The following is a 14,250-nucleotide window of genomic DNA, read 5'->3' on the forward strand; positions in this document are numbered from 1 at the left end:
ATCAATTTATTCATAATAAATATTGGCAGAGGATTAAAGATTAGTTATTGTGACTAACTCTTTTGGTTAGAGAAAGATAAACTTGAGAATCTTCAGTCAAATTTATTGACTCAAAATCCGCTGTACTTAATTTAAATGAATCAACCCTACGGGTAAGGGGGCATCAGAAATTCTCTTAATCCCTCCCAAAGCACAGGTTATGGCCTTTTGTCAAGGGGGAGTTTCGGATCAACACGAAGTATAAGCTAATTTAGTAAGTACCTAAGCAAAATTAATTACACATCTAAGCCACTACTCCGTCAGAATTCTGGTGTGAGGAAACAGTGAACTGAAAACTCAAATCCGATCCCTAATAGCTGTCTCCCGTCTCCCGTCTCCTGTCTCCTGTCTCCTGTCTCGACTAGGAAATTAATTTTGCACGACTACTTATTGACGACTGGCTCCCCAAAACGAAAACTTCGTATCTCACTATTGAGATAACTGCTGTAACGATAGCTTAACACCCTCTACCACTGTCAATCTAACTTCTAATTAGGTTGCTTAGGTTTTTCGAGTTGCTCTTTAACTGATTCTAAGGGAAGTTTTAATACTCTAGCAATTTGTTCGACGGTTAAGCCTTCTTTTATCAATTCTGTGGCGATTTCGAGTTTATATTCTTCAGCAAGATTAGATTTTTGTAATTGATTTTCTGGTAGTTGATTACAGATATGACCTTTATTAATTTGTACGGGATTTATTACATTAAAGTTATGAGAGACATTATAATAATATCTTCGCAGACTAGACCTAAGATTGGCTTTATTAACTTCTTCTCCTAGAATTTCCGATAAGGTTTTCCATAGCTTACCGGCTACATCCTTGACATATTTCTCGGAACGATGATGACTTTTAGCGATTTCTGTATATTTTTGGTGATTAATCACCCCTTCTAGAATTTCAGACTGAACATCATCTAAATTCTCTCCTGTATAGGAAAAGATGAGATTATCAACAGTTGTAATTAAAGAGTGAATATCAAAATTGTTCATTTTTAAACACAGAATCCAGATTAATAAGCTTTTACCTGACATTATATGACATTATAAGGTGTACGGTCAATTTAATGTTATTTTTAGATTTAAGTTATTTTTCTTAATACTGCTTTATCTGTCTTTATATAACTTTAAAAGTCTTGAAAGTTAATTTTTGTCGTTGATAATGTAGGCATCTGTCCTGTTATAACTTTAGTGAAGTTTCAACTATGAAAAGTGGTTTTCTGTCTAAAAAAATTGTGCCATCTGTCTTTTTATCAATTATCTCAGTTGCGATAATTGATAGTTTTTATTCTGCACCAGCAAACGCTGGATGGTTAACTGGTGGACTTGCTGTGACGACGGCAGGGAGTGCTGTTGCAGCAGGAATTGCTGGCACCCCTGTAGCTGGTGCAGCTGTTTTAGGAGTGGGAGCAACAGCAGAAATAGGAGTAAGCTATATGTGTGGTTTGTTAGGCTTTGGCGATCCTCCAGACTTAATTAATTATGCTCTAAAAGCTGATCCGCTCTTAATAATCCCCTCTTTTTCAACAGATCCAACCGCATCAACAGAATTAAATCAAGCTGCTATAGGTGTAATCACTGCTGTAAGTGTTGTAAGCTAAACGGCTTTTACTTCGGATCACCGATATAGACTCCAAAAGGGTTATAGCTATTGGATCATGCAGGTTAAGCGCCGTTTAGCTTAGTTCAAAATGCTAAGGGAATTAGTCAGTCTCGTGATCGTCTGGCAGGAGCAAAACTTGTGGGAACCGCAACTGATGTTGCAAATCAAACTTTATGGCTAAGTGAATTTGAAAATCAGGTCAGTCCAAGTCTCAAGGGTGTGGGTAGTGCCTTAGACATATATATTCCCTTGCTTAAAGCTGAGTTCCCTAACTTTTATAATTTAGAAATTTCAGCTAGTGATGTTATAGCAATTCGAGATATGGAAGCGGCTGGAATATTTCTTCCTACAGAACAACAACTGATTAATGATTGGGAGTTAGACTCGTTTGCGGTTGATGTAATTGCCAATTATTTTGCTAATTTAACTGATGCTCAAATCAATAATTTGACTCCAATTACCTATGGAGAAAGCCTAGTGATTGTCAGCGATACTTGCGGTACTGGAAATTGTCGAATCCCCGAACCAAACTCAACCCTAAGTCTTCTTTCTCTTGGAATACTTGGTGCAGGTGCAACCTTAAAACGCAAAGTAAAACGCTCTCATTCCCTCGAAAAAGAACCCAATAACGTCGGTTAAATTGCCTTTTTATATAACTCATTCCCCCTTAATTGAATAAGTTAGGGGGGATTTTTATAGATTAATTTTCGGCTTCATTTTCTAAAATTTCCTGTAATTGTGAACGCAATGGAGCTAGATTATTTTCAATCGTCCGCCAAACAATTGCCAATTCTACCTGAAAATATTCATGAAAAATGACATTTCGCATATCTCCCATTAAACGCCAAGGAATTTGAGAATAACGCAATTGTATATCACTAGGAATATTTCTAGATGCCTCACCAATAATTCCTAAATTATAAAGAACTGCTTTAAGAGTCACTCGATTTGAGCTAAAATCTTCAAAGGTCATATTAGCCGTCCATTCCAAGATTTAATCAATGGATTCAATAATATCTTGAAGACGAAGTTGCCAATCTCTAAAAGGCATTAATCACATCCTTTAATACAGGTTGTCGTAAATGTTCTTTTAAAGAATCTTGAGTCCCTAAATCAACAGAACATCCTAATATATCTTCTAAGTAAAGTCGTACCTCGATAAACTCAAATAACCCTACCGCTTTACTAAATTCTACCAATAAATCTACATCACTGTCAAAACGTGCTTCATCCCTTGCTACTGAACCAAATAGAGACAGAGATTTTACCCCTAGTTTTTCTAATTGTTCTCGGTGTGTTGCGAGAATTGTTAGTACCTCATCTCGTTTCATGACTATTTCCTGAAATCTGATTACTTCATTATAATCTTAATGGTTATCTCATGGACAACATTAATAAGCTAAACGGCTTTTACTTCGGATCACCGATATAGACTCCAAAAGGGTTATAGCTATTGGATCATGCAGGTTAAGCGCCGTTTAGCTTAACACGATTCATCTCCTAACAACTCTGCTAGTTTCTCTTCCCTTAGACCTTTAGCTTGAGCTTTTGCTCCTATTTTATCCATAAATGCAAAGTAAAACGCTCTCATTCAACCGAAAAAGAACCCACTAACGTCGGTTAAATTGCCTTTTACTATAACTCATTTCCCCTTAATTTTAGACCAGTTAAGGGGGATTTTTTATGCTCTTACTTCTCCGTAGTGTATTTTTAACTTAATATTTGCTATGATAAATAAAGGGTAAGCATCAATCATCCTGATTAGATTTCTGATGAGTCCAACTGTTTTCCGAGAAGATGGCTATCGCTTCTTTTTCTTTTCCCGCGAAGAAACAAGAATGCACGTTCATGTTCATTGTGCAGAAGGAGAAGCTAAATTTTGGCTTGAACCACAAATTGAATTAGCTCGTAATCATAACCTATCTCGAAAACAACTGCAAGCGATAGAAACTATTGTTGAGGAACGACAAAATGAACTTAGAAATGCTTGGACAAAACACTTCTCAAGCTGAAGTAACTCATATTTCTTCCCATGGAATATGGATTCTGGCAAACAACGAAGAAATGTTTCTTTCTTATCAAGATTTTCCTTGGTTTCAAGATGTACCTATTAGACAAATTTTAAATATACAAGAGCCTTTTCCTAATCATTTTTATTGGCCAGATTTAGATGTAGATTTAAGCAAAGAAATTATTAAAAATCCTGAGAGATTTCCATTAAAAGCTAAATTCTAGTGCGATCGCTATCGCCGATCTTGTAGGGTGCGTTCCCTAATGCAACTTCTACCGCTCCACTAATAGATTTTTGGGGAACGCACCATGGACATTCATTGGCTGTAAGTGCGATCGCCGATCTGGTAGGGTGCGTTCATAAAATGTAACGCACCTTATTTTTATTGCTTGTCCTTCTGTATCCCATAGGATACACTTAAGGCATGATTGAAATTCGCCAGACCGAAACCTACTCTCAGTGGTTTAGCAATTTGCGGGATCATCAAGCAAAAGCACGTATAGATATTCGTGTTCGCCGCCTGTCTATGGGCAATCCAGGCGATGTTAAACCAGTAGGAAAAGGTGTATCGGAACTGCGGATCGATTATGGACCAGGCTATCGGGTGTATTTCATTCAGCGAGGAGAGACCTTGATCATCCTCTTGGCAGCAGGAGATAAGCAAACTCAAGAACGGGACATCAAAACAGCATTAAATTTAGCACAAGACTTATAGGAGATTTTTATGGCTACTATCCAAACCTATCCTTGGGATGCGGCAGAACATCTCGAAACAAAAGAAGATATAGCTGCATATCTTGAAGCAGCCCTTGAAGATGGCGATCCAAGCTTAGTGGTAGCAGCATTAGGTGATATTGCTCGATCCAAAGGGATGACACATATTGCCCGTGAAACAGGGTTGGGGCGTGAAAGTCTCTATAAAGCTTTGTCAATCGAAGGCAATCCAGAGTTTGCCACAGTTCTTAAGGTCTTACAATCACTTGGGTTACGCCTCCAAGTCGTACCAATTGCCTAACTTCGCCGTTATACTGAATCGGTTTTTAATAGCATGATTAACTCCCAATCCAACCTTAAAATCCCGCTCTCCCCCATACCTGTTAAACGGGATTTGGTATCAGAGCGATCGCTAGATTAAGGGTTAAGTAATGTTAAGATCATAATTCTTCAAGAAGAAAGCGCATGATCGCCGCGTAACTGTAGTCAAAAATACCAAATTTTGCCCCAGTCAGAATAAAGTAGGGATCAAGCGCATTCGATCGAAGCAAGAATTTTCTCCCCAGTATCTATGAATCAATCAGAAAGTTGCGGTAAGGTTTATCTCGTCGGTGCGGGTCCCGGGGATCCCGGTTTGTTGACCTTAAAAGCGAAAGTTCTCTTAGAAAATGCCGATGTTGTCCTCTATGATGCCCTAGTCAGTCCGTCGATTCTAGCCATGATTAACCACCGGGCCGAACAAATCCATGCGGGTAAGCGTCGCAGTCGTCATTCTCTGGTACAGGAGGAAATCGCCGCTTTACTGATCGAGAAGGCCCAGACTAATACCGTGGTTGTTCGTCTCAAGGGGGGTGATCCCTTTGTTTTCGGTCGCGGGGGCGAAGAAATGCTCGATCTGATCGCGGCCGGAATTAGCGTCGAGATCGTGCCGGGGATCACTTCAGGAATTGCCGTGCCTGCCTATGCCGGTATTCCCCTCACCCATCGCAATTATAGTTCTTCCGTTACTTTCGTCACCGGCCACGAGATGGCGGGTAAATATCGTCCCCAGGTTAACTGGTCAGCGATCGCCCATGGCGCAGAAACAATTGTCGTTTACATGGGTGTGCATAATTTACCCTATATTATCGGCGAGTTAACCAAGGCCGGCAGAAGTCCAGAAACACCGATCGCCCTGATTCGCTGGGGAACAACACCGCAACAACAGCAGTTAATCGGTACTTTCACCACGATTATGGACCAGATCGAAGCCACCGGCTTTGAAGCCCCAGCGATCGCTGTTATCGGTGCAGTGGTGGACCTTCACGATCTCTTACAAGCGGGACAACCTTTGCTCTCCAGGACAATCCCCCCCACCCCCATTTCTCTCTGATCCGGTTCCCATGCGTCAATATCAAAAATCCCTGACGATTACCACCAGTCCCAAGAATTTCCATCGTCTTACTGCCCCCATAGAAGCGATCGTGGCTGAATCGGGCATAACGACGGGATTATGCAGTGTCTTTGTCTGTCACACCTCCGCTTCCTTGCTGATCCAAGAAAATGCCGATCCCGATGTTCTCACCGATTTGGCCAATTTCTTCGCTAAGTTAGTCCCAGAAGATAGCAGTCTCTACTATCACTCTACCGAAGGGCCAGACGATATGCCCGCTCATATTCGCTCGGTCCTCACCCGGACATCGGAACAAATCCCGATCGCTAGGGGTAAATTAGTTTTAGGGATATGGCAAGGTATCTATCTCTGGGAACACCGTCAGAGTCGTCACCAAAGGCAAGTGGTGGTTCATATCACGGGGGTCTGAAGTGTTGCGTATAGTTTTGTAATAGAAACTTTACTCGCACCCCTCATCGGAGTAAGATTTTTTCCGTGTACGATCAAATTGTTCGCTTTTTGAACAAAGAACTTCATATTTCGTAACAAAAGGAAACAATTTATGCGAAAATTGTTCGCTCTGGCCCTGGTGCTATCTCTCTGGTTCACCTTTGCCGCTCCAGCGTCGGCTGATTTGTCTAATCTGACCCCTTGTAGCGAAAATCCCGCTTTCCTACAAAAAGCGAAGAGTTTCCGCAACACCACTCTCGACCCCGAATCGGGAGCCAAACGCGCTCAAACCTACTCCCAAGCTCTCTGTGGACCGGAAGGCTATCCTCACCTAATTGTGGATGGTCGTTGGGATCACATGGGCGATTTCTTTATCCCTAGCATCCTATTCCTGTACATTACCGGTTGGATCGGTTGGGTTGGTCGGGCCTATTTAATCGCCGTGCGCGACAGCAAAGATGCCGAAATGAAGGAAATCATCATCGATGTTCCCCTCGCTTTGAGCAAAATGTTAACGGGTTTCCTCTGGCCGTTGGCCGCTTTACAAGAAGCCACTTCCGGTAAATTAACCGTTAAGGATTCGGAAATTACCGTTTCCCCTCGTTAATTTTTGTGTCAAACCCTTGACTTTTTATTCCCTAGGAGAACTCAGATGGAAGGACTTACTAAATTTCTCTCGTCCGCACCCGTGTTAATTATGGCGCTGCTGACTTTCACCGCCGGGATTTTAATCGAATTTAATCGCTTTTATCCCGATCTCTTATTCCACCCGCTAGGTTAAAGGCAATCTCAGGTGATTAAAGGGGATACAGAATCGACTGTATCCCTTTTTAATGGCAATGAGCGGAGGGATTGGGGGAATATTAAGAAAAGAAAGACACTGGAGACGACAGGCTCTAAAAATCGATAAGATAACAGATGTCTGCAACCACAGAGGTGGGACAAACCATGGTATTAGATAGAGATTTGATGCTAGGAAAGCGGCTGCGCTATCAAGAATTACAAGAAAAATTAAAAGAGATTTGGCAGGGAGAAAACGTTCCCGAATCCGATGAATGGGATTATGATATCCTAGTTGTCCCTTCTTTTAGTATCGATCAGAGAGTCGGTCAAAAAGTAGCGGGTTTTTTACATTACGAAGAAAGATTATTATTTTCTCTGATTCGGTTGCGACACCCGAAAACTCGTTTAATCTATGTAACAGCGCAGCCACTTTCGCGGATGGTGATTGATTATTACCTGCAATTGTTGCCGGGGATTCCTTTTTCCCATGCTAATAATCGTCTGTTATTACTGACAACTCACGATAGCTCTTTTCAACCTTTAACCCAAAAAATTCTGGAAAGACCGCGCTTAGTAGCAAGAATCCGGCAAGCGTTGCGTCGAGATCGTGCCTACATGGTTTGTTTTAATTCTACTAATTTAGAGCGAGAATTGTCTTTACAATTAGATATTCCTTTATTTGCCTGTAGTCCAGACTTATTGTATTGGGGTTCTAAAAGTGGCAGTCGCGAGATTTTTGGTCAAGGCAATATTCCCCATCCTGACGGTAGTTTACAGGTAAATACGGTCAAGGATTTGTTATACGAAGCCGCTAGTTTGTGGTCTCGTCAACCGCAACTAAAACGCATGGTAGTTAAGTTAAATGAGGGGTTATCGGGAGAAGGAAATGCAGTTTTAGATTTACGTCCTTTAGCGGGAATTGTTGATAGTAACAGTCTAGATTTAAGCGAGAGAATGAATCTCTTGGCCAAACAATTAGAGAAGATGAGTTTTCAAGCAAGGGATGAAAATTGGGACAGTTTTTCTGGCAAAATTGCTGAATTAGGGGCAATTGTCGAAGCTTTTATTGAAGGAGAAGAAAAGCGATCGCCAAGTGTGCAAGGTTATATTACACCCACGGGAGAAGTGAATATTCTTTCCACTCACGATCAAATTTTAGGGGGTCCCGATGGTCAAATTTATCTAGGTTGTCATTTTCCTGCCGATGAAAATTATCGCCTACAATTACAGGAATTAGGCCTAAAAATAGGGGAAATTCTGGCAGCCAAGGGGGCAATTGAACGCTATGGGGTTGATTTCGTCGCTGTGAAAAATCCAGAAACTTTAGTCTGGGATTTACAGGCGATCGAAATTAATCTGCGAAAAGGAGGAACCACCCATCCTTTCATGACTTTGAAGCTTTTAACTAATGGTAAATACGATCAAGAAACTGGATTATTTTTCAGTCAACCTCACCAAGAAAAACACTATATTGCCTCCGATAATCTCCACAAACCCCAATACAAAGGTTTACTTCCCGATGATTTAATGGATATTATTGCTAAACATCGCTTACATTTTGATAGTAGCAGTAAAACAGGAACAGTTTTTCATCTCATGGGTGCGCTGTCAGAATTTGGTAAATTAGGGTTAACTTGTATCGGTAATTCTAGTGAGGAAGCTGCGGCAATTTATCAGCGTGTGGAACAGGTTTTAGATTGGGAAACAGAGCATAGTTCCATAAATTTAGGTTATTATTATTCTGGATTACCGATCACTTGGATATAGAAGGTTTTTCTGGCAAGAATTTGCGTTTTAGGGAATCGATAGCTCGTCCGGGTACTTCCGTCGCTTGAGCGAGAATTAAATTCCAAAGATAACCGTATTTAGGGAAATTTCTCAGGAGAATCACCTCGGCAATAAAGTAAAAACGTTTAGTTCTTTTATACTCAGGAGGATTATCTTCAATCCGCAGTTGTTCGGCTATTTCTGGCAGCCAATGACCGATAGTTTTACCTTGCTCAAAAAACTTGGCCTGAATATATAAACCCAGTAATCTATCTAAACACCAAAAGGGAATATATTTAATCGGGCCAGTGACACTCATGGAAGCGGTAATCTCTTTAACTGCCGGTTGTACCAGTTCGTTTTTCCAAACTTTTTTATCAAAGTTTTCCATGTGAGGACCCTTGTGATCTCGACGTTTCCCGATCAGGGCGCTAGGATTAAAAGGATTATCTAAAGGAGCGATCGGTGCTTCTAATAAATAAGTATTCTCTTTAAATAAGTTACTATTATTCTCTCTTCTGCTACAGATAGCTAAACTTTTTACATCGGGAATTGTTGGCCAAGAACTCTCTAATTTTTCTCGTTCACCGTAGGGAAATCCACATCTGGCTAATCGTAATACCCAACTATTGGGAAAGCGGTCAAAATAGTCTGTGACTAAGGTGACGATCTCAGGGTGTAAATATTCATCGCAATTGATGGTGAGAATATAAGTACCTCTGGCATTTAAAAATCCTGTACTTCTTTGAATAATTTCACCTCGTAAAGCACAGACAATCTGTTTCATGCGTGGATCATTCACCGGCGAAGGTTTGACCCCGGGAGGATGAACTAAAATAAATTCTATATCTCCCTTGACTTTCAACAATTCTCCTAGCCAATGTTCGCCAAATCCCTCGCGCATCGGGATAACGATCGATAGAAAAGTATTGGACATAAATTAACTCTTTAGATTTGGTTGTGATTTATCAAAGTTGTCTTGACCGCGATGCACTTAACTGGTTTAAATAGCTTCTAAATATTTGCTATCGAGCAGAAAAGAGCCTCGATCGAATTTTACACCCCAATAACCCCCCGGCCGGCGATCGATAACCGTGCCGATATCGTCGATATTGAGCAGCTCTGGCGGCCGTAACATAGGCATAGGATCGGCGGTTTTCAGGTAAGGGGGAATGGCAATCAGACGGACTTTTCCCCCGACGCTAATTTCACTCATGGTACTGGCTAGATGCGATCGTGACATAACATCTCAACTTAGCATATTTCAAATCATTCTCAAGATAGATTCCCCAGGGAATAGGTGTTGTGTAAGCTGTTGCCATCCGCCTTTGGCATTGGGTTGGGGTGTTGCCTGACCTAGCGGCGAGGGTGGCGATCGCAATCAGTACAACCAAAAAAACCAAAATCTGAATCGCTAGTTGGGGAGAAGAATGTAAAGATTTATCAAATTGTATCTTTTGATACAGTTGCGGGGGGGGGGAATGTGTACAATTCGGCTGTCTTTCCTCGGCGTCGGGTTGGGGTGCCGCCCGACCTGGCAAAGAAACGACAAAAGTAGGCTAATAGCCTCAAAGCTAAGACCACAAGCTTACATACAAAAAACACTACTCAGGAGTAAGAAATGAAAAACAGCATCTCAGCCGCGATTCTTGGAGCGGCTGTAACCACTGCACTCATCGGACTATCTACAAGTCCTGCTCAGGCTGCTCAACTTAGCTTCAGGTTCGTCTTTTCCACTTTTCCTGGCGATGATTTATATGATCTGAATCTGACTACGGAGGACACGCTTACAACAATAAACGCCCCTTCTTACACTGATCCAACCAGTCTTTTAACTTCTCCAGCTTATACCTTTACAGGCTACAAAATCCTTGGCGTGACGGGAACGGAGAATGTTACTAACCCTATTATTGGAATACTTCCCGCAGGCTCTGGCGTTTTTAATGCACCTGTCCCTCCACCTGAAGGCGATGGTGTAACCCCAGTCATAGACTTGATTCCCCACTCACCTTCGGATAACCTTTACAATCCCGATGGTGGCTTTGCTCCAGGAGTGCTTCCACCTGGGAATACAGCCGGTAAATTTTCCTTTGGGGGCTTAGTTTTCCAGGTCCAAGAGGGAACTGAAATAGAGCTCTATCAAGTATTCACCCGGTCGGATTTTGGTATCGACTTCCCCCTTGGCCTGCCGGCAGGCTATTACTATGGCGGTTGCCCCGGTAGCTGCGTTGGGGCTATACAAGTGCCTGAACCCACTTCAACTGCTGGACTTTTAGCTATTGGCTCCTTTGGTGCATTAGGTGCAGCTTCAACCCTCAAGCGCAAACTAAAATCCTCTAAATCCGAGGAAAACTAAACCACAAAAGTAGGCTAAATTGCCCACAAAATACGATAAATTCTCCTTCATTCAGTCAGTTGAGGGGGTTTATTTTTTGTCTATTGTTTATTGTCTATTATTTAGGGTCTGCTGAATAATGGTAAAACCCTTTTAAAATAAAGCTTTTGACCTGTTAAAGTCCGATGTTCATGCTGCGAAAATAGGATTGGGACTTTCAAAAACCTTGCATTATCCTTTTTATAGTACATCACTTGGTACAAAAAACAAGGGCAACAAAGCCTGAAACTCCTGACTCCTGACTCCTGACTCCTGACTCCTACCCCCAGGAAAAACTTTTTCAGCAGACCCTAACTAATTGACAACAAGAGCGTTTTTTGTGGTAGAATAGTCGGCCTAGTGTAAATATAGTAAAAGTTGCAATGTCTATCACCCATATTAATAATCTTCAAGACCAGATTTTGCAAAGTATTAAGACTTTACCGCTAGAAAAACAGCAAAAAGTCCTTGAATTCGCCCAATCCTTACAAAGAAATTCACGTTTTCAGAAATGGGATAATATTTCAGATGCAGAAGCACAATCGTTACAAAATGAATTTGCTCAAGAGGATATTAGCTTTTCAGAAATTATTTTACCCGATTATTTATCTCACCTCGAACAAGAGGATAAGAAATAAATGCGAGGCGATATTTATCTAGCTGATTTGAATCCGAGTCGTGGTTCAGAACAAGCTGGTATTCGACCTGTTATTATTGTCCAACATAACAATATTGATCGCTTCACTAGCACTGTTGTTGTAATTCCATTAACCAGTAATTTACGTCGCGCACAAATCCCCGGAACAATGGTTATTCCCGCAGGACAGGGAGGCTTAAATCAGGAATCAGTAGCCTTATGTTATCAAATTGTTGTTATTGATAGACAACGACTTCAGCGACAGTTGGGGACACTTTCTTCTAGTTATTTACAGCAATTGGAAGAAGCGATGCGATATACATTAGATTTAACATAAAACACTAATAGGAATGTTTAATTAGTTGAATTTTCTTTCTGGAAAACTTAAAAATTAAGTCTCCTGGTAATCAGTACACTCGGCGCAGCTTCAACTCTGAAACGCAAACTAAAACCCTCTAAATCCGACGAGAACTAAACCACAAAAGTAGGCTAAATTGCTTACCAAAGTAGAATTAATGCCCCTTCATTCAGTCAGTTGAGGGGGTTTATTGTATAATAGGGACATAATTAAATCAAGAGGATTTTGGTTATGCAACAGGTGACGATTGAGCTACCCACCACCATAATTAATGCTCTAGCCGCCTACAATCAAGAGCATAAGGTATCGTCTTCTGATACAGTACAAACGGCTATAGAATCATTTTTAATAGCGAAAGGCTATTTATCCAAACCGAAAAAATCTTTTCACTTATCTCCCGCACCCAAAGGAAGTGGCTATACTGACACATCCATCAATCATGACGCTGTTTTAGTCGAATTAATAACAAATACAACTTTAAAAACCCGCTCCCTTCTCCCCACTTTCCTATTTTCTTTTCTATACCTTTTAAACAGGATTTACTAGGGTCAACAAGAGTCTTAGGGAGACAAATTAATCAATACTTTTGCCTCTTGCCTTTTTCAACTGGTCCCTGAAAAGGTCTTAATTTTAGGGAAATACAGTTAAAGGAATCCATTCGTAGGTGTTGACAATACCTTGAAAATAATCATTAATAGTCTCTCTGGAATAGGGAACAACACCATCTTCACCAAACCAACGTTCATAAATTGTCACCGCTTGTTGTTGGTCACTAACGATCCCTTCCATGAATTTTAATAGCGTATAATTCACTGTATCGCGCCATTTAGAATCATTTTCGGGTAAAGTACAGGCATAGGATTCGTAGGCGTAGGGATAGGAGGGAACTATGGCTAAATTATTGGGATTTTTAGCGCTTTTCCTTAAACCTTCTAGGGTAATGCCATCACTGGCAAAACCATCAATTTCTCCCGTTTCTAGTTTTTGTAAACCCTCGCCACGATTTTTAACTTTGACCAAAATAGCGGCGGGTTGTTGGGTTTTAATTACTGCTTCATTAGTAGTATTGGCAATTACTCCAATGCGTCTGCCTGCCAAGCTACCGATGTCATCGAGATTACTACCTTTGCGGGTGAGTAATTGAGTGCCACTGGCAAAGTAACTAACGGAAAAATCCACTTCATTTTCTCTTTTCCAAGTAAAAGTAGTGGAGCCACATTCGATATCGATAACCCCTGTTTTCAACTTTTCAAAACGATTTTGGGGAGTAATCTCAACAATTTTTAACTTAATTGGTTTTCCTAACTTCCGTTCGGTTTCCTTGCGAATTAACTCTAACATATCAAGGCTGTAACCCACCCACTTGCCCTGGGAGTTGACAAAACCAAAGGGAATAGCATCTTTACGAGCGCCGGCAGTAATTACCCCAGTTTTTTGAATGCGATCGAAGATTGCTCCCGCAAGGCTAGAATGGTTACTGGTGACGGTTAAAGCTACTGTCATCGTCATGACGGCAAGTGTACGCTTCATTTTTTTTCCTAATCTGAAAGTTGCTCAAGTCTCCGACTGTTTCAGGAGACCGAGAGTTTCCCAGGGGAAGATTTTTTAGCGGCGATTGCTGCGGACAAAAAAAGAGGAGAGATGTTACTCTCTCCCCCTTTTAGTTTTTTCGACAACATTTTAAATTGTTTTTTCAGTTGTCGCTGTCGGGCCGAACCGCCTTTGCCTTTGTCGTTACGTCCCTGCCGGCGGGGGGACTCCCATCGCTTAAGTCGCATAGTTTTTAATTCCAATTTAGTCGGTTATCTTTATCTTGAATGTCGGGGTGAAGACCCTCGCTTTTAGCGACGGGATGAAACCCCGACCAGTATAAAACAGCACTTCGACAGGCTCAGTGTCCACATTTCGACACATTTCGACACATTTCGACACGCTCAATGTAAAGGCTCAATGTAAGAGCTTCGGTGTTTACAAAATCTTGACAATTTGTGCTATACAGGTTAATATAAAATAAGTTGTTTGAGGTCGATAAACAATGATTGTCTTAGAAATGAAAGCAGTGGTCAAACCAAATCAGTGTTCTGCCATTGATGAAGCTATTCGTACAGTACAATTCATCCGTAATAAGGCTTTAAGGCTTTGGATG

The 14,250-nt window shown here is 41.2% G+C and carries 22 protein-coding genes and 1 pseudogene; 16 read left to right on the plus strand and 7 right to left on the minus strand.

Annotated features, from left to right (window positions below; all coding sequences use genetic code 11):
* Positions 1-527: 527 nt before the first annotated feature.
* Positions 528-1,028 (minus strand): helix-turn-helix domain-containing protein, encoded by a 501-nt coding sequence (locus IM322_RS15035; protein WP_287672769.1) that lies wholly within the window; start codon positions 1,026-1,028, stop codon positions 528-530.
* 212 nt (positions 1,029-1,240) lie between these two features.
* Between IM322_RS15035 and IM322_RS15040 the strand changes: the two genes are divergently transcribed.
* Positions 1,241-1,636: a hypothetical protein gene (locus tag IM322_RS15040; protein WP_287672770.1), complete on the plus strand. Its 396-nt coding sequence runs from the start codon at positions 1,241-1,243 to the stop codon at positions 1,634-1,636.
* Between the two features lie 140 nt (positions 1,637-1,776).
* Positions 1,777-2,277, plus strand: a complete 501-nt coding sequence (locus IM322_RS23750) for a PEP-CTERM sorting domain-containing protein (protein ID WP_502863182.1) — start codon at positions 1,777-1,779, stop codon at positions 2,275-2,277.
* Between the two features lie 61 nt (positions 2,278-2,338).
* Here the strand turns inward: IM322_RS23750 and IM322_RS15050 are convergent, their stop codons facing one another.
* Positions 2,339-2,632 carry a HepT-like ribonuclease domain-containing protein gene (locus tag IM322_RS15050; RefSeq protein WP_353737519.1) on the minus strand — a complete coding sequence of 98 codons (294 nt, stop codon included), beginning with the start codon at positions 2,630-2,632 and terminating at the stop codon, positions 2,339-2,341.
* A 46-nt stretch (positions 2,633-2,678) separates the two neighbouring features.
* Entirely contained in the window at positions 2,679-2,969 is a 291-nt protein-coding gene (locus IM322_RS15055) for a nucleotidyltransferase family protein (protein ID WP_002770783.1), read from the minus strand.
* Between the two features lie 441 nt (positions 2,970-3,410).
* On the opposite strand from IM322_RS15055, the gene IM322_RS15060 reads away from it, so the two are divergent.
* The 9 genes from IM322_RS15060 (at position 3,411) to IM322_RS15100 (ending at position 8,735) form a co-directional block, all read left to right on the plus strand.
* Complete coding sequence (locus tag IM322_RS15060) at positions 3,411-3,650, plus strand: DUF4160 domain-containing protein (RefSeq protein ID WP_287672772.1); 240 nt, start codon at positions 3,411-3,413, stop codon at positions 3,648-3,650.
* Positions 3,610-3,873, plus strand: a complete 264-nt coding sequence (locus tag IM322_RS15065; protein ID WP_287672773.1) for a DUF2442 domain-containing protein — start codon at positions 3,610-3,612, stop codon at positions 3,871-3,873. The genes IM322_RS15060 and IM322_RS15065 overlap by 41 nt, the downstream gene beginning before the upstream one ends.
* Positions 3,874-4,073: 200 nt before the next feature.
* The gene (locus IM322_RS15070; protein ID WP_287672775.1) at positions 4,074-4,364 is read left to right on the plus strand and encodes a type II toxin-antitoxin system RelE/ParE family toxin; all 291 of its coding nucleotides are present in this window, start codon (positions 4,074-4,076) and stop codon (positions 4,362-4,364) included.
* 9 nt (positions 4,365-4,373) lie between these two features.
* Positions 4,374-4,664, plus strand: coding sequence for an addiction module antidote protein (locus tag IM322_RS15075; RefSeq protein WP_002757266.1), 291 nt, complete (start codon positions 4,374-4,376; stop codon positions 4,662-4,664).
* 270 nt (positions 4,665-4,934) lie between these two features.
* Positions 4,935-5,735 (plus strand): uroporphyrinogen-III C-methyltransferase, encoded by an 801-nt coding sequence (cobA, locus tag IM322_RS15080; RefSeq protein ID WP_287672778.1) that lies wholly within the window; start codon positions 4,935-4,937, stop codon positions 5,733-5,735.
* 10 nt (positions 5,736-5,745) lie between these two features.
* Positions 5,746-6,165, plus strand: a complete 420-nt coding sequence (locus tag IM322_RS15085; RefSeq protein WP_045362918.1) for a secondary thiamine-phosphate synthase enzyme YjbQ — start codon at positions 5,746-5,748, stop codon at positions 6,163-6,165.
* A gap of 132 nt (positions 6,166-6,297) precedes the next feature.
* The gene (locus IM322_RS15090) at positions 6,298-6,792 is read left to right on the plus strand and encodes a photosystem I reaction center subunit III (protein ID WP_045362915.1); all 495 of its coding nucleotides are present in this window, start codon (positions 6,298-6,300) and stop codon (positions 6,790-6,792) included.
* 45 nt (positions 6,793-6,837) lie between these two features.
* Positions 6,838-6,966, plus strand: a complete 129-nt coding sequence (psaJ, locus tag IM322_RS15095) for a photosystem I reaction center subunit IX (RefSeq protein WP_002738148.1) — start codon at positions 6,838-6,840, stop codon at positions 6,964-6,966.
* 167 nt (positions 6,967-7,133) lie between these two features.
* On the plus strand, positions 7,134-8,735 hold the full coding sequence (locus IM322_RS15100) for a peptide ligase PGM1-related protein (protein WP_287672792.1): 1,602 nt from the start codon (positions 7,134-7,136) through the stop codon (positions 8,733-8,735).
* On the opposite strand, the gene IM322_RS15105 is transcribed toward IM322_RS15100, so the two are convergent.
* Complete coding sequence (locus IM322_RS15105; RefSeq protein ID WP_287672782.1) at positions 8,722-9,672, minus strand: glycosyltransferase family protein; 951 nt, start codon at positions 9,670-9,672, stop codon at positions 8,722-8,724. The genes IM322_RS15100 and IM322_RS15105 overlap by 14 nt on opposite strands.
* Positions 9,673-9,738: 66 nt before the next feature.
* Positions 9,739-9,951 carry a regulatory protein SipA gene (gene sipA, locus IM322_RS15110; protein WP_043995397.1) on the minus strand — a complete coding sequence of 71 codons (213 nt, stop codon included), beginning with the start codon at positions 9,949-9,951 and terminating at the stop codon, positions 9,739-9,741.
* 405 nt (positions 9,952-10,356) lie between these two features.
* On the opposite strand from sipA, the gene IM322_RS15115 reads away from it, so the two are divergent.
* From IM322_RS15115 to IM322_RS15130, 4 genes are all read left to right on the plus strand, one after another.
* Positions 10,357-11,091, plus strand: a complete 735-nt coding sequence (locus tag IM322_RS15115) for a PEP-CTERM sorting domain-containing protein (RefSeq protein ID WP_287672783.1) — start codon at positions 10,357-10,359, stop codon at positions 11,089-11,091.
* A 401-nt stretch (positions 11,092-11,492) separates the two neighbouring features.
* Positions 11,493-11,747, plus strand: coding sequence for a hypothetical protein (locus IM322_RS15120; protein WP_287672784.1), 255 nt, complete (start codon positions 11,493-11,495; stop codon positions 11,745-11,747).
* Complete coding sequence (locus tag IM322_RS15125; RefSeq protein WP_002768260.1) at positions 11,748-12,083, plus strand: type II toxin-antitoxin system PemK/MazF family toxin; 336 nt, start codon at positions 11,748-11,750, stop codon at positions 12,081-12,083.
* A gap of 252 nt (positions 12,084-12,335) precedes the next feature.
* Positions 12,336-12,650, plus strand: coding sequence for a hypothetical protein (locus IM322_RS15130; RefSeq protein WP_287672786.1), 315 nt, complete (start codon positions 12,336-12,338; stop codon positions 12,648-12,650).
* Between the two features lie 84 nt (positions 12,651-12,734).
* Here the strand turns inward: IM322_RS15130 and IM322_RS15135 are convergent, their stop codons facing one another.
* Both IM322_RS15135 and IM322_RS15140 read right to left on the minus strand, forming a co-directional pair.
* Positions 12,735-13,634: an amino acid ABC transporter substrate-binding protein gene (locus tag IM322_RS15135; RefSeq protein WP_287672788.1), complete on the minus strand. Its 900-nt coding sequence runs from the start codon at positions 13,632-13,634 to the stop codon at positions 12,735-12,737.
* 41 nt (positions 13,635-13,675) lie between these two features.
* The gene (locus IM322_RS15140; RefSeq protein WP_287672789.1) at positions 13,676-13,882 is read right to left on the minus strand and encodes a hypothetical protein; all 207 of its coding nucleotides are present in this window, start codon (positions 13,880-13,882) and stop codon (positions 13,676-13,678) included.
* Between the two features lie 257 nt (positions 13,883-14,139).
* Between IM322_RS15140 and IM322_RS15145 the strand changes: the two are divergent.
* Positions 14,140-14,250 (plus strand): annotated as a pseudogene (locus IM322_RS15145) (transposase); the annotation flags it as partial.

The sequence above is a fragment of the Microcystis sp. M109S1 genome (assembly GCF_020247025.1).
Lineage (GTDB): Bacteria > Cyanobacteriota > Cyanobacteriia > Cyanobacteriales > Microcystaceae > Microcystis.

Coding starts and splice junctions, on each gene's coding strand:
- IM322_RS15130 (WP_287672786.1), top strand. CDS start 12,336: ATGCAACAGGTGACGATTGAGCTACCCACCACCATAATTAATGCTCTA.
- IM322_RS15085 (WP_045362918.1), top strand. CDS start 5,746: ATGCGTCAATATCAAAAATCCCTGACGATTACCACCAGTCCCAAGAAT.
- IM322_RS15090 (WP_045362915.1), top strand. CDS start 6,298: ATGCGAAAATTGTTCGCTCTGGCCCTGGTGCTATCTCTCTGGTTCACC.
- IM322_RS15075 (WP_002757266.1), top strand. CDS start 4,374: ATGGCTACTATCCAAACCTATCCTTGGGATGCGGCAGAACATCTCGAA.
- IM322_RS15065 (WP_287672773.1), top strand. CDS start 3,610: ATGAACTTAGAAATGCTTGGACAAAACACTTCTCAAGCTGAAGTAACT.
- IM322_RS15055 (WP_002770783.1), bottom strand. CDS start 2,969: ATGAAACGAGATGAGGTACTAACAATTCTCGCAACACACCGAGAACAA.
- cobA (WP_287672778.1), top strand. CDS start 4,935: ATGAATCAATCAGAAAGTTGCGGTAAGGTTTATCTCGTCGGTGCGGGT.
- IM322_RS15135 (WP_287672788.1), bottom strand. CDS start 13,634: ATGAAGCGTACACTTGCCGTCATGACGATGACAGTAGCTTTAACCGTC.
- IM322_RS15105 (WP_287672782.1), bottom strand. CDS start 9,672: ATGTCCAATACTTTTCTATCGATCGTTATCCCGATGCGCGAGGGATTT.
- IM322_RS15140 (WP_287672789.1), bottom strand. CDS start 13,882: ATGCGACTTAAGCGATGGGAGTCCCCCCGCCGGCAGGGACGTAACGAC.
- IM322_RS15070 (WP_287672775.1), top strand. CDS start 4,074: ATGATTGAAATTCGCCAGACCGAAACCTACTCTCAGTGGTTTAGCAAT.
- psaJ (WP_002738148.1), top strand. CDS start 6,838: ATGGAAGGACTTACTAAATTTCTCTCGTCCGCACCCGTGTTAATTATG.
- IM322_RS15115 (WP_287672783.1), top strand. CDS start 10,357: ATGAAAAACAGCATCTCAGCCGCGATTCTTGGAGCGGCTGTAACCACT.
- IM322_RS15100 (WP_287672792.1), top strand. CDS start 7,134: ATGGTATTAGATAGAGATTTGATGCTAGGAAAGCGGCTGCGCTATCAA.
- IM322_RS15125 (WP_002768260.1), top strand. CDS start 11,748: ATGCGAGGCGATATTTATCTAGCTGATTTGAATCCGAGTCGTGGTTCA.
- IM322_RS15060 (WP_287672772.1), top strand. CDS start 3,411: ATGAGTCCAACTGTTTTCCGAGAAGATGGCTATCGCTTCTTTTTCTTT.
- IM322_RS15035 (WP_287672769.1), bottom strand. CDS start 1,028: ATGAACAATTTTGATATTCACTCTTTAATTACAACTGTTGATAATCTC.
- IM322_RS15120 (WP_287672784.1), top strand. CDS start 11,493: ATGTCTATCACCCATATTAATAATCTTCAAGACCAGATTTTGCAAAGT.
- sipA (WP_043995397.1), bottom strand. CDS start 9,951: ATGAGTGAAATTAGCGTCGGGGGAAAAGTCCGTCTGATTGCCATTCCC.
- IM322_RS15040 (WP_287672770.1), top strand. CDS start 1,241: ATGAAAAGTGGTTTTCTGTCTAAAAAAATTGTGCCATCTGTCTTTTTA.